Source organism: Candidatus Eisenbacteria bacterium, from assembly GCA_016235265.1.
Taxonomy (GTDB): Bacteria; Eisenbacteria; RBG-16-71-46; order RBG-16-71-46; family JACRLI01; genus JACRLI01.
Window position 1 is genome coordinate 41,640 of sequence record JACRLI010000004.1, and the last position, 13,172, is coordinate 54,811.

Annotated in this window: 14 protein-coding genes; 1 reads left to right on the plus strand and 13 read right to left on the minus strand. The window is 72.2% G+C overall.

Annotation, left to right across the window (positions count from 1 at the left end):
- Nucleotides 1-8 precede the first annotated feature (8 nt).
- From larC to rsmI, 9 genes are read right to left on the minus strand one after another with little or no spacing between them, the layout of a single operon-like run.
- Nucleotides 9-1,268, minus strand: a complete 1,260-nt coding sequence (gene larC, locus HZB25_02165; GenBank protein MBI5836026.1) for a nickel pincer cofactor biosynthesis protein LarC — start codon at nt 1,266-1,268, stop codon at nt 9-11.
- Nucleotides 1,265-2,074 (minus strand): nickel pincer cofactor biosynthesis protein LarB, encoded by an 810-nt coding sequence (gene larB, locus HZB25_02170; GenBank protein ID MBI5836027.1) that lies wholly within the window; start codon nt 2,072-2,074, stop codon nt 1,265-1,267. The genes larC and larB overlap by 4 nt, the downstream gene beginning before the upstream one ends.
- Complete coding sequence (gene dusB, locus HZB25_02175; GenBank protein ID MBI5836028.1) at nt 2,071-3,135, minus strand: tRNA dihydrouridine synthase DusB; 1,065 nt, start codon at nt 3,133-3,135, stop codon at nt 2,071-2,073. The genes larB and dusB overlap by 4 nt, the downstream gene beginning before the upstream one ends.
- On the minus strand, nt 3,132-3,809 hold the full coding sequence (locus HZB25_02180; protein ID MBI5836029.1) for an MtnX-like HAD-IB family phosphatase: 678 nt from the start codon (nt 3,807-3,809) through the stop codon (nt 3,132-3,134). Before HZB25_02180 ends, dusB begins: the two co-directional genes overlap by 4 nt.
- Nucleotides 3,806-5,410, minus strand: a complete 1,605-nt coding sequence (locus HZB25_02185; GenBank protein ID MBI5836030.1) for a S41 family peptidase — start codon at nt 5,408-5,410, stop codon at nt 3,806-3,808. Before HZB25_02185 ends, HZB25_02180 begins: the two co-directional genes overlap by 4 nt.
- Nucleotides 5,411-5,423: 13 nt before the next feature.
- Entirely contained in the window at nt 5,424-6,077 is a 654-nt protein-coding gene (locus tag HZB25_02190; GenBank protein ID MBI5836031.1) for a dTMP kinase, read from the minus strand.
- 34 nt (nt 6,078-6,111) lie between these two features.
- Nucleotides 6,112-7,278, minus strand: coding sequence for an inositol-3-phosphate synthase (locus HZB25_02195; GenBank protein ID MBI5836032.1), 1,167 nt, complete (start codon nt 7,276-7,278; stop codon nt 6,112-6,114).
- 30 nt (nt 7,279-7,308) lie between these two features.
- Nucleotides 7,309-7,911: a CDP-alcohol phosphatidyltransferase family protein gene (locus HZB25_02200; GenBank protein ID MBI5836033.1), complete on the minus strand. Its 603-nt coding sequence runs from the start codon at nt 7,909-7,911 to the stop codon at nt 7,309-7,311.
- Entirely contained in the window at nt 7,908-8,651 is a 744-nt protein-coding gene (rsmI, locus tag HZB25_02205) for a 16S rRNA (cytidine(1402)-2'-O)-methyltransferase (GenBank protein MBI5836034.1), read from the minus strand. The genes HZB25_02200 and rsmI overlap by 4 nt, the downstream gene beginning before the upstream one ends.
- A gap of 170 nt (nt 8,652-8,821) precedes the next feature.
- Here rsmI and HZB25_02210 point away from each other — a divergent pair, with 170 nt between their 5' ends.
- A complete protein-coding gene (locus tag HZB25_02210; GenBank protein MBI5836035.1) occupies nt 8,822-9,517 on the plus strand; it encodes a zinc metallopeptidase in 696 nt (231 codons plus the stop codon).
- Nucleotides 9,518-9,682: 165 nt separating this feature from the next.
- Here the strand turns inward: HZB25_02210 and HZB25_02215 are convergent, their stop codons facing one another.
- From HZB25_02215 to HZB25_02230, 4 genes are all read right to left on the minus strand, one after another.
- The gene (locus HZB25_02215) at nt 9,683-9,964 is read right to left on the minus strand and encodes an integration host factor subunit beta (protein MBI5836036.1); all 282 of its coding nucleotides are present in this window, start codon (nt 9,962-9,964) and stop codon (nt 9,683-9,685) included.
- 565 nt (nt 9,965-10,529) lie between these two features.
- A complete protein-coding gene (locus tag HZB25_02220; protein ID MBI5836037.1) occupies nt 10,530-11,036 on the minus strand; it encodes a hypothetical protein in 507 nt (168 codons plus the stop codon).
- A gap of 37 nt (nt 11,037-11,073) precedes the next feature.
- On the minus strand, nt 11,074-11,715 hold the full coding sequence (locus tag HZB25_02225; GenBank protein MBI5836038.1) for a hypothetical protein: 642 nt from the start codon (nt 11,713-11,715) through the stop codon (nt 11,074-11,076).
- Complete coding sequence (locus HZB25_02230; protein MBI5836039.1) at nt 11,712-13,172, minus strand: sigma-54-dependent Fis family transcriptional regulator; 1,461 nt, start codon at nt 13,170-13,172, stop codon at nt 11,712-11,714. Before HZB25_02230 ends, HZB25_02225 begins: the two co-directional genes overlap by 4 nt.

Genomic DNA, 13,172 nt, shown 5'->3' on the forward strand with positions numbered 1-13,172 from the left:
TCGCCCGGTCAGCGCGACGCCGGGGGGCTCGCGTCGCCGGGGGAGCCGCCGGGGCCGCCGGAAGGCGGGCGCGTGAGCGGCGGAGCGCTCGAGCCGCCTGACGCCGCCGCGAGGGCGGCCTCGTACACCTCCGCCAGCGGTCGGCCGTGACGCCGCGCCAGGGTGGCGCAGTCCTCGTACTCGGGCGCGAAGCGATCGCGCGCGTCGCCCGGGCCGGCGGGCACGCGGGCGCGCTTCACCCGCACCGGTCCGAACGCGGTTTCCACGGTGATCACCTCGCGCTCCAGCTCCAGCCGCGCCTCGGTCCGCCGGCGGACCCCCAGGGTGGTGGAGTGACGCAACAGCTCCACCGACAGGGCCGACTCCAGCGCCGGTGGCACGATCGCCGTCACCTCCACCCCGGGTCGGCTCTTCTTCATGGTCACCGCGGTGAAGTACACGTCCAGCGCCCCGCCGTCGAAGAGCCGCTCGGCCAGGAACGGCAGGTGCTCGGGACTCATGTCGTCCACCGTGGCGGAGAGCACCGCCACCTCGCCCGGGCGGGCCGCGGAAGGCGCATCGGCCAGCAGCAGGCGCAGCAGGTTGGGCCGGTCCGCGAACTGCCTCGTGCCCGCCCCGTGGCCCGCGGCGCGGAGGACCGCACCCGCGGGCAGCGGCTCGCACCGGCCCAGCGTGGAGAGGATCGCGGCCCCGGTGGGCGTGACCGTCTCGCCCTCGGTGACCACCATCTCGACGGGCAGGTCCATCAACAGCGCCACCGTAGCTGGCGCCGGCAGCGGGATCCGCCCGTGCGCCGCCTCGACGAACCCGCGCCCCAGCGGCAACCGGCCGAACCGCACCTCCTCCACCCCCAGCAGGTCCAGTCCGATCACCGCGCCCACCACGTCCACGATGGCGTCCACCGCGCCCACCTCGTGGAAATGCACCTTCTCCACCGTGGTCCCATGCACCCGGGCCTCCGCCGACGCCAGCCGCCGGAACACCCCCAGCGCCCGCTCCCGCACGCTCCCCGCCAGCCCCGAGCCGGCCAGGATCTCCTCGATGTGCCGCAGGTGCCGGTGCGGCTGCGCCGCCGCCTCCAGCTTCACATGCACCGTGGAGCACCGGATCCCGGCCCGCTCCGCGTGTCCCAGTTCCAGCTCCCACCCCGGCACGGAGAGCTTCCCAAGCTCCGTCACCAGCCGCTCCCGCGGCACCCCCGCGTCCAGCAAGGCCGCCAGGATCATGTCCCCCGACGCGCCGCCGATGGGATCGAAGTAGGCGATCATCTCCGCCGCCCCCGTGTCCGGGGCAACCGACGGGCAGCCTCGGCAGGAGCCTTGCCGGCGGGGAGGTGATTAATGAGGTTCGCCGTGAACCCCGCCCCGAATCCGTTATCGATGTTCACCACGCTCACCCCCGACGCGCAGGAATTCAGCATCCCGAGCAGCGCCGCGACGCCTTGGAAACTGGCCCCGTAGCCAGTGCTGGTCGGCACCGCGATCACCGGCCGGTCGGTAAGACCACCCACCACGCTGGCCAGCGCCCCCTCCATGCCCGCCACCACCACGATCGCCTGGGCCCGCGACAGCCGCGGCGCGTGCGCCAGGAGGCGGTGCACACCCGCCACGCCCACGTCGTAGATGCGCTCCACGCGGTTGCCGGTGAACTCCAGGGTGAAGGCGGCCTCCTCGGCCACCGGCACGTCGGAGGTGCCCGCCGAGATCACCAGCACCGTGCCGTTGCCGGGCGGCGCGGCCTGCCGCGCGAATCCGAAGATGCGCCCGGGCTGGTTCCACTTCCCGCGCGGGTGGCGCCGCTTCAGCGCCCGCGCCAGCGCCGGTTCCAGCCGCGTGACCAGCAGGTTCGCTCCGGCCGTCACGATGTGTTTCGCGATCCGCTGCACCTGTTCCGGGGTCTTGCCCGCCGCCAGCACCACCTCGGCGTGGCCGCAGCGCAGCTCCCGGTGGTGGTCGAGCGTGGCCTCGCCCAGGGACTCGAAAGGCAGGTGACGCAGCTGCTCCAGCGCCTCGCCCACGGTGGCCTCGCCGCGGCGCACGGCCTCCAGCAGCTCCCGGATCCGGCGCGGGCTCACGGCGCGGCCTCCGCGGCGGGGGCCGCGGGACCGGCGGCGTGCGCGGGATCGCGCGGCGCGAAGGGCTCCGGATGCGCCTCCCCTTCCGCGCCCAGGCCCGCGAGGTGCTCCAGGTAGCGCTCCAGCACCGCCTCCATCTCGGCGGCCGAGCGCGCCTGGTGCAGCTCGTTGCGGACCGCGTGCGCGTCGCGCTCGCCCTTGAGGTAGCCGGGGATGTGCTTGCGGATCTCGCGGATGGCCACGCCCTCACCCTTGTCCTCGATCATATACTCGAGGTGCAGCAGCAGCGTGCGCACGCGCCCGGCGATGGCCGGCACGGGCGGCGCCGCGCCGGTATCCAGCAGGCTCAGCGTGCGCGAGAAGATCCACGGGTTGCCCAGCGCGCCGCGGCCCACCATCACCGCGTCGCAGCCGGTCTCGTCGAACATGCGCCGCGCGTCCTCGGGCGCCAGCACGTCGCCGTTGCCGATCACCGGGATGGACACCGCCGCCTTCACGGCGCGGATCACGCTCCAGTCGGCGCGGCCCTTGAAGCCCTGCGCGCGGGTGCGTGCGTGCAGCGCCAGCGCCTGCACCCCGCAGCCCTCGAGCAGCCGGGCGGTCTCGACGGGCGTGGCGGTCTTCTCGTCCCAGCCCAGGCGCATCTTGGCGGTGACCGGCAGCGACGTGGCGCACACCGCCGCCTTCACCACGCTCTCCAGGCGCGCCAGGTCGGCCAGCAGCGCGGAGCCGGCGTGGCGGTCCACCACCTTGCGCACCGGGCAGCCCAGGTTGATGTCCACCAGGTCCGGGCCCAGCGCCGCGGCGCGGCGGGCGGCTTCGGCCACCGTGCCCGGATCCGAGCCGGCCAGCTGGATGCCGTAGGGCCGCTCGCCGGGGGTGAAGCGCATCAGGCGGCGGGTGGTTTCGTTCTCGCGGATCACGCCGTCGCTCACCACCATTTCGCTGTAGGTGGCGCCCGCGCCCTCGCGCCGGCACAGGCGGCGGAACGCGGAGTCGGTGATCCCGCACAGCGGCGCCAGCAACACCCGCGAGGGCAGCTCCAGCGGGCCGATCCTCACCGCGCCCCCGGACCGGCGGCCACGCCGTTCAGGGAAAGCGCGTGGATCACCTCGTCGAAGTCCTCGAAGCGCTCGCAGGCCCGCCCGCGTTCGGCCAGCAGGCGGGCCAGGATGTCGCGGGCGAACACGCGGTCGGCGGCCAGCGCGCCGCACACGTCCGAGTGCGCGTCGCCGATCATCACCACCGGCGAGTGGTCGCGCCGGAACTGCTCCACGTGGTGGCCCTTGCAGTTGCCGCAGCGGCCGCAGCCCAGGCCCTCCCAGGGGAACTCGGGGCGGATGCGGTCGGCCTCGAACACCGCGCGGTTGGCGCGCACCGGGACTTCCTGCAGGCCGTGGCGGTCCAGGATGCGCCGGATGTAGACGTCCAGCCCGTCGCTGGCCACGATCATCTCCACGCCGCGTGCCCGGGCCGCCTGCCACAGCCGCGCGAAGCCGGGCTCCACTTCGAAGCGGTCGGCGAAGCGGTGCACCTCCTCGCGCGTGGCGCGGATCATGGCGCACTCGCGCGAAAGGCACTCGCGCGAGCCCATCTCGCCGGAGTCGTAGGCGCGGATCAACTCCGCCCACTCCCCGTTCCGGGCCGGCGGGACAAAGGCCTCGAAGAAGCGGTCGCCCACGTCCTGCAGCACCACCGTGCCGTCGAAGTCGCACACCAGCGCGGGGCCCTTCACCGGGGCACCCCCGCCGCCGGAGCGCCCGCCGCCGCGCGGGCGTCGGCGGCCGCCCGGGCCAGCAGATCGCGCGCGCTGGTGGCGCGCTGCAGCAGGCGCAGCGCCTCGCGCGCCGCGGGGTCGGTCTCCAGCACCCGGCGCTGGCCCTCGGAGGGGCCGCGGGTGCGGCGGATGATCTCGGCCTCGGCCAGCCCCAGCAGCCTCTCGCGGTCCGCGCCCCAGGTCTTCATCGGGGCCGCGCCCACCGCGGCGCGCACCGAGTCGCGGAACACCCGCTCATCCACCCCGGTGAGGGCCAGGGAGCCTTCGCGGCCACGGGCCAGGTAGTGGGTGGCGAACCGGAACAGCAGCCCCTTGCGCGCCACCTCGCTCATCAGTTCGGAGAAGGACGTGTCGGGCACGCTCACGTCGGGCACGATGCCGCCGCCCCCCAGCACCTCGCGCCCGGCGGCGGTGCGGTAGCGCGGGCGCGGCCCGCCGGGGCGGGCGCGCAGGACGGCGCTCTCGGTGGAGTCGGAGCCCTCCAGCTCGGTCAGCGCGCGGTCGTGGTCCTCGCGGTGGATGGACCGGCCGCTGGGTGTGTAATAGCGCGCCACGGTGAGCTTGATGGCGGTGGAGTCGTCCACGGGATAGACCGACTGCACCGAGCCCTTGCCGAAGCTGGTGAAGCCCACCACCGCGGCCAGGTCGTGGTCCTGCAGCGCGCCGGCCACGATCTCCGAGGCGCTGGCGGTGCCGCCGTTGACCAGCACCACGATGGGATACGGCCCGCGCACGGTGCGGGCGCGGGAGCGGAACACCTTGTTCTGTTCGGCCACCCGGCCGCGCGTGGACACGATCACCCTGCCCGCCGGCACCCACTCCTCGGCGATGGCCACCGCCTGGTCCAGCAGGCCGCCGGGGTTGTCGCGCAGGTCGAGCACCAGCGAACGCATGCCCATGCGCTCCAGGCTGTCGAGGGCGGCATCCACCTCGTCGTGCGAGCGCTCCGCGAACTGGGTGAGCCGGATGTAGCCCACCCCCGGCGCGGCCAGGAACGCGTAGGGCACGGTGCGCACGTCAATGCGCGCGCGCTGCAGCACGTACTCCTTCTCGGACTCGCCCTCGCGCGCCACGGTGAAGCGGACCCGGGTGCCCGCGGGGCCGCGGAGGTGCCGCACCGTCTTCGTGGTGGTCCAGTCCTCGGTGGACTGGCCCTCGATCTCCACGATGCGGTCGGCCGGGCGCAGCCCGGCGCGGGCCGCGGGCCCGCCGTCCAGCGGCGAGATCACCGTGGGGAAGTGGTCGCGGATGCTGACCTCGATGCCCAGGCCCTCGAACTGGCCCTGGGTGCCCTCCTCCAGGTTGTCGAACTCGGAGCGGTCCAGGTAGGACGAGTGCGGATCCAGCGTGCGCAGCATGCCGCGCAGCGCCCCGGCGGTGAGCTTGTCCGCGGACACCGGGTCCACGTACACGGAGCGCACCCGCTCCAGGGCGTAGGAGAACTCTTCCAGGTCGCCGCCGCTCCCGGCGGGGTTGCCGGAGCGACGGCCCCAGCCCCAGCCCAGGGCGAACACGGCCCCCAGCAGCGCCACGAAGGCGACGAGTCGAAGGATCTTCATTCCAATGGAAAGTCTACGATGAGCGGGCGGTCTGCGGGCGCAAAAATCCGCGCCGGCGCAGGAAGGTCTCGACGGTCTCCAGCACCCGCTCGCGGACCTGCTCGGGGGTGCCGGTGGCCGGGATGCGCTTCACCCGGGCGGGCTCGCGCTCGGCCAGGTCGGCGTAGGCGCGCCGCACCCGCCGGTAGAAGGCCGCCCGCTCCACCTCCAGGCGGTCCAGGCGCCGGCGGGGCCGCCGGCCGAGGCGCCGGAAGCCCTCCTCGGGGGGGAGGTCGAAGAACAGCGTCAGGTCGGGCTTCAGTCGGCCGGTGGCGAAGCGGTTGAACGCCCCCACCACGCCCCGGGGGATGCCGCGCCCGCCGCCCTGGTAGGCGAAGGTGGCGTCCGAGAACCGGTCGCACACCACCACCTGGCCCTGCAGCAGCGCGGGCTTGATCCGCTGCTCCACGTTCTGCGCCCGCGCGGCCAGGTACAGCAGCATCTCGGTGTTCGCACCCATCTCGCGGTGGCGGCGGTCCAGCAGCACGCGGCGGATGCGCTCGGAAATGGGCACGCCGCCGGGCTCCCGCGTCCACAGGACGGAGAGCCCCAGGCGGCGCAACCGGCGGAGCAGGATGCGGCCCTGGGTGGTCTTACCGGAGCCCTCCACCCCTTCCAGGGTGATCAGGGCGCCCCGGGCGGGCCTCCGTGAGGGCAAGGCGCTATCCGCGCTTCGCCCGCGGGCGCTTCGCGGACTTCTTCGCCGCGCCCCGGGCGGCCTTCTTCGCGGGCCTGGCAGCCCTCGCCGGGGCCTTCAGCGCGTACTTCTGGATGAACTCCTCGGTCATGGCGCGGGCCACGTCGTCGGTGAACTGCACCGGCGGGGACTTCTTGAAGTACGACGACGGGCCGACGAGCGCGCCCTTGAGCCCGTGGTCCATCGCCAGCTTGGCGCAGCGCACCGCGTCAATCACGATGCCCGCGGAATTGGGCGAGTCCCACACCTCCAGCTTCATCTCGAGGTTCAGCGGCACGTTGCCGAAGGTGGTGCCTTCCATGCGGATGTGGCACCACTTGCGGTCCTTGAGCCAGGGGATGTAGTCGCTGGGGCCCACGTGAATGTCGTCGCTGGCCAGCTCGTAGGGGATGATGCTGGTCACCGCGCGGGTCTTGGAGATCTTCTTCGACTCCAGCCGCTCGCGCTCCAGCATGTTCAGGAAGTCGGTGTTGCCGCCGAAGTTGATCTGGTAGGTGCGGTCAATCTGCACCGCACGCTCCACGAACAGCTGCGCCAGCACCCGGTGGGTGATGGTGGCGCCCACCTGCGACTTGATGTCGTCGCCGATCACCGGCAGGCCGCGCTTCTCGAAGCGCTGCTGCCAGTACTTCTCGCGGGCGATGAACACCGGGATGCAGTTCACCAGGCCGCAGCCGGCCTCCAGGATCTGCTCCACGTACCACTTGGTGGCTTCCTCGCTGCCCACCGGCAGGTAGTTGATCACCACGTCGGTCCTGGTGTCGCGAAGCAGCTTCACCACGTCCACGGTGGAGCCGGGGGCCTTCTGGATGATCTGCGAGAGGTACTTGCCCAGCCCGTCGTGGGTCATACCGCGCATCACCGGCACGCCCAGCCTGGGCACGCTGGCGAACTTGTAGGTGCAGTTGGGCGGCGAGTAGATGGCCTCGGCGAGGTCCTTGCCGACCTTGTTGCGGTCAATGTCGATCGCGGCGCTGAACTCCACGTCGCTGATGTGGTAGCCGCCCAGGTTGACGTGCATCAGGCCGGGAATGCGGTCCTTCTCCCGGGCGTTGCGGTAGAAGTGCACGCCCTGCACGAGCGAGGAGGCGCAGTTGCCCACCCCGATGATCGCAACACGAACTTTCGCCATGAACCCTGCCTCCGCGTGGTGAAGAAGTATCTAGCGCAGCGCCCGACCCACGTGCGCCAGGCGCTGCGCGAACGTCACAAAGTTGAGCACCGAGAGCGCGGCCAGGGCCCACGCCCACGCCGGCTCCCAGAACACCGCCACGATCGCGGCCGCGATGAGCAGCACCATGCGCTCGGTGCGCTCCATCAGGCCCACGCGACAGTCCGCGCCCAGGCCCTCGGCCCGCGCGCGGACGTAGCTCACGAGCAGCGAACTGGCCAGCGCCAGCACCGGGAGCGTCACGTCCCAGCGCGGCCCGGCCCACTCGCGCACCAGCGCCAGCCCGCGCCACGCCGAGCCCACGTACACCGCGGACTCCCCGGCGCGATCCAGCGTGCTGTCCAGGAACGCGCCGAGGCGCGTCTCCCCGGGACCGGCGCGGGCCACGGCACCGTCCAGCGTGTCGCACAGGCCCGAGACGATCAGGAGCGCCGCGGTCCAGTCGTACCGGCCCTGCGCCAGCGTGACCGCCGCCGCCACGCTGAGCGCGAAGCCCGTGACCGTGACGTGCGTGGCGGTCACGCCCGCGCGGTGCAGCACGGCGGCGGGACCCGCGATCAGCGCGCGGACTTGTTCCTTCAGCGGCAGGTTCAAGCTTCGTCCGGGTCGTCCGGCCCGCCGCGCGACTTCCGCATGGACCGGGTGTGTCCGCCGATGACCACAGCGATCTCGCCGCGGGGCTCGGTCTCCCGGAAGCGCGCCGCCAGCTCGGGCAGCGTGCCCCGCACCACTTCCTCGTGCATCTTCGTCAGTTCCCGGCACACCGCGGCCGGCCGGTCGCCCAGCTCCGCGGCGGCGTCCTCGAGAAAGTCCGCCAGCCGGTGCGAGCTCTCGTAGTAGATCAGCGTCCCCTCGTAGTCGCGCAGCTCCGAGAGGTCCCTGCGGCGCCCGGCCGACTTCCGCGGCGGAAACCCACGGAACAGGAACTGGTCGGTGGGCAGCCCACTCACCTGCAGCGCGGTGACCGCCGCCGAGGGGCCCGGGATGGAAACCACGGGGATCCCGCGCGCCACCGCCTCGCGCACCAGCCGGAACCCGGGATCGCTGATGCCCGGCGAGCCCGCGTCGGTGATCACCGCGATGCGCCGGCCCTCTTCGAGGGCGCGCATCACCGGCTCGAGGCGGCGGGCCTCGTTGTGCTCGAAGAAACTCGAGAGGGGCTTGGATATCGCGTAGCGGTCGAGCAGCACCCGGGCGCGCCGCGTGTCCTCGGCCAGGATCTGATCCACTTCTCCCAGGACCCGCACCGCGCGGTGGGTGATGTCCTCGAGGTTCCCGATGGGAGTTCCGATAAGGTAAAGGCAACCGGCGGCACGATTCGAATCAGCGCACACTAGCACACCTCCGCGGGGAGCGGCAACACGGGGGGGCCTCCAGGCGGTCCCGCCCGGGGGCGCCGGCCGCACCCGCGTTGACATTGCCGCCCCCATGTCCCACCGTCACTTGCGAGGGGCGCAACTTTCGCCCCGCCCCGTGCGTCCAAGGTTGCGGAGGTGACCCGACCATGTTCATGCCTTTCTTCGATTCCACGATGCTCCTGGTGCTGCCGGCGCTGGCACTCGCGCTGTTCGCGCAGTGGAGGGTGAAGTCCACCTTCCGGCGCCTGAGCGAGGTGCCTTCTGCCGCCGGGCGCACCGGCCGCGAGGTGGCCGAGAGCCTGCTCGCCGCCAACGGCATCAGCGGGGTGACGGTCCAGGAGGTGCCGGGGCAGCTGACCGACAACTTCGACCCGCGCAACCGCACCGTCAACCTGTCCGAGGAAATCTACAACGGCACCTCGGTGGCGGCGCTGGGCGTGGCCGCGCACGAGATCGGCCACGTCATCCAGCACGAGCAGGGCTACGCGCCCATCCGCATGCGCGACGCCATCGTGCCCGTCGCGGGCCTGGGCTCCAACCTGGCCTTCCCGTTGTTCCTCATCGGGATGCTCTTCGGCCGCGGCATGGGCGTGTGGCTGATGGACCTGGGCATCGCGCTGTTCGGCATGGCGGTGCTGTTCCACGTGGTCACGCTGCCCACCGAGTTCGACGCCAGCAAACGCGCGCTGCAGCAGCTCGAGGGCCGCGGGATCCTGGCTTCCTCGGAGATCGGCGGCGCGCGCCAGGTGCTCAATGCGGCCGCGCTCACCTACGTGGCGGCGGCCACCATGGCGCTGCTGCAGCTGCTGCGCCTGGTCCTGATCCGAAACTCCCGCAACTGATTTCCCGCCCGCGCCGCGCGCGGGCCGGGCCTGGCGAAGCGCGCCACGCGCCGGAGGGCGGCGTCGAAATCCCGCGGGGCCACACCCGCGGCCCCGTAGCGAACGAGGGGAAGAGGACGAGCCTCTTCCCCTCCGCATTTCCGGCGCCGACTGCCCGGCGCGCACTCAGCCCTGCTGCGAGACGATTTCCTTCAGCTCCTTGGAGACCTTGAACAGCGGCACACGACGCGCAGGCACCGGGACGGACTCGCCGGTGCGGGGATTGCGCGCGAGGCGCGGCTTGCGATCCTTCACCTTGAAGGTCCCGAAGCCCCGGATCTCGATGTGCTGGCCACTCGCCAGGGACTTCGAAACCGCGTCCAGGAACGCATCGACGGTGTCGGCCACGTCCTTCTTGGTGAGACCCGTGCGCTCCGCAATCTCATCCACGATATCGGCTTTCGTCATCGCCACTCTCCTCTGCCGGGGCTTTGGGGGCCCGGCGCAAGACCGGGGACAGCGCGCCGCGGTCCCGCGGCCGGTCTTCTCTGGTTCCTTCGCCGTTCATCCTATGCAGTTCGGCGGACCTGTCAAGCTAAGTCTAAGAGCAGCAACGTGCAATGCGCGGGGATGCGGAATGCCGCCGCGGGCCCGGGGCGCCCGGATGTGGCGCTCCCGGGCCTGTCGGCCGACGGGTGGCTAAGTCTAAGTTGTTAGGAATGTTGAACTTGGCGCTCCGGGGCGGGGTTCGGCTGGCACGCCGGTTGCGATAAGGGGGGCAGAGCCTCGAACCGGCTCGGCTAGGACGGCGGGGGTGTGGTGGCGCACTGACGACAAAACGCCATCGACCACACCAGAGCGACCCACATCGCTGCTGCCCACCCCCGTCCGTCCCTGCCGAGCGGGATCGCCGAGGTGAACCTGCGCAAAGAAGCGGGGCCGCCGGGACCGGCCCCGCTTCCTCTTTCCTGGTTGCGACCGTCGCCTTCTCGCGCGGTGCTCCCGCGGCCGCCCGGACCCGTGATCCGCCCGCCTACGAGTCCTTCTCCTCCGGCTCGCTCCACTCCGTCTCGCCGTTGACCAGCGAGATGTCCGCCGATTCCAGGACTTCCTTCGCCTCGTCCTCGCGCGTGGGGGGCACCAGCAGGTCGTGCTCGCCGCTGGGGGCGGTGCTCAGCGTGCCGGGCGCGAAGCGCACCGCGGGGATGTGACTCTGGTCGAGCAGCTGGCGGCGCGCCTCCACCTCCCACTCCTCGCTGCTGGAGAACACGCTGGTCCACGGCGAGGTGTCGGCGGCGCCCAGGTCGCTCTCGCACACGTAGCGCCCCTCGCTCTCCTGCGCGCACTCCTCGCAGATGGGCGATTCACACGCCACGCAGTGCGCGATGGCCTCGCGCCTCGGATGTTCCGTGCAGGTCTCGCCCATCTCCGGCACCACCGCGCCGCAGTGCGGACAGTAGCCGTGCGAAGGGTCGAAGATGGCCGCGCAGTTCTCGCAGGTTTCGGGGCTGGATTCGCTCTCGTTGAATTCGTCGCTCATCGGACCTTTCCCCTCGTGGGGGCCTCGCGGCCCCGCGTCAGGGTGAGATGACCTTCGCCCGCACCTGCGGCGGGCTCACATTGAGGTACGGCGAGCCGGGGCGCAGCGCCACCGTGCCCTCGCTGCCCGCGGCCTCCCGGCGCGGGTGGAAGGGCTCGGTCGGCACCCAGGACATCCGCGCCAGCAGGGACGCGGGGCCGTCCACGTTCACACTTTCGGGTTCCGCGCGGCACGCCAGCGCGGGGTTCCTCGATTCCGTCACCACCCGTACCGGCAGCCGCGCGCGCTGGCGGCGGTCCATCTGCAGCGCCAGCGTCTCGGGCTCGGCCACCTGGGCGGCGCTCACGGTGATGCCCGGGGGCAGTTGCACGTCCCGCGGGCTCAACAGGTGTCGCACGCTGCCCGGGCCGGCCTCGGCCAGGTCCACCTGCACCCAGGTGCCGCGCAGCAGCGCCAGGTAGATGTCGCGGCCGCGGCCCCGGAAGCTCACCAGCGCATCCCCGGGCACGCGGCCCATGGCCACCAGCGAGTCGGAGAGATTCACCAGGCGCAGCGGCACGCGGAACTTGAGCTCCTGCTCACGGTCGGTGGCCACGTGCAGGAACACCAGCATCGCCAGGAGCAGCGACATCATCTTGATGCCCAGGTTGCCGAACAGCCACCGCAGCAGCGCCATCATGATTCGTCCGCGTCCATCTCGGCGGCATCCGCTCCCGGTTCCGTCGCGCCCGCTCCCAGTTCATCCGCGCCGGCCCCCGGTTCCGCCGCGCCCGGACCCACCGCCAGGCCGTAGCGTTCCATCCGCGAGTACAGCGTGCGCCGGGTGAGACCCAGCAGCCGCGCCGCCTGGCTCTTGTTGCCCTGGGCCCGCGCGATCGCCTTCAATATCAGGTCCTTCTCGAGGTCCTCGAGAACCAGCCCGCCCGGCGGGAAGTCCACGTCCAGCCCGCCCGCGGCCGCGGGCCGGGCCGCCAGCGCCGGCAGGTGCTCCACCCCGATCGGGCCGGGCCCGGCGGTGATCACGATCCGCTGCACCAGGTTCTCCAGCTCGCGCACGTTGCCCGGGTAGGCGTACTCGATCAGCCGCTTGCGGGCCTCGGGCGAGAGCGTCTCCAGGCACGCGCCGTGCTGCTTCAGGAAGTGCTCCAGCAGCAGCGCCACGTCCGCGCCGCGCTCGCGCAGCGGCGGCAGGTGGATGGGGAACACGTTGAGCCGGTAGAACAGGTCCTCGCGGAACTCCCGCTTGGCGATGGCGCCCTCGAGGTCGCGGTTGGTGGCCGAGAGGATGCGGCAGTCGGACACCAGCGGCTGCGTGCCGCCCACGCGCAGGAACGTCTTTTCCTCCAGCACCTGGAGGATCTTCACCTGCAGCGCCGGGGTGATGTCGCCCACTTCGTCGAGGAAGATGCTGCCGCCGTGCGCCAGCTCGAAGCGCCCCGGCTTCTCGCGCACCGCCCCGGTGAAGGAGCCCTTCTCGTGCCCGAACAGCTCGCTCTCGAGCAGGTTCTCCGGGATCGCGCCGCAGTTCACCTTCACGAACGGCCCGGAGGCGCGCGCGCTGCGGAAGTGGATGGCCCGCGCCAGCACGTCCTTGCCGGTGCCCGATTCCCCCCGCAGCAGCACCGTGGCGTCGGTGGCCGCCACGCGCTCCGCCAGCGCCATGGCCTTCTGCATGGTCTGGGAGCGGCCGATCACCTTCTCGAAGCCGGCGATGCTGCCCAGCGACTCACGCAGCAGCTCGTTCTCGCGCGCGAGCCGCTCCCGCTCGCGGCGGTCCTCCACCTTGGCGCCCACCTTGCGCACGCGCACCCGCAGCTCGTCGAGCTGCACCGGCTTGTTCAGAAAGTCGAACGCGCCGTCGCGCATGGCCTGCACCGCGGCGTCCACGGTGGCAAACGCGGTGAGCAGGATCACCTCGGTGTCCGGGTGGTCCCGCTTGATGATGCGCAGCAGCTCCAGCCCGTCGGGGGGCTCCATGCGCAGGTCGGTGATCACCAGGTCGAACCGCCGCGCCGCCAGGGCGCCCACCGCCCCCGGGCCGGAGTGCTCCACGCGCACGGCGTGGCCCTCCTCGGCCAGGGTGTCACCCAGCAGCTTCGCCAGGCGGGGCTCGTCGTCCACCAGCAGCAGGTCCAA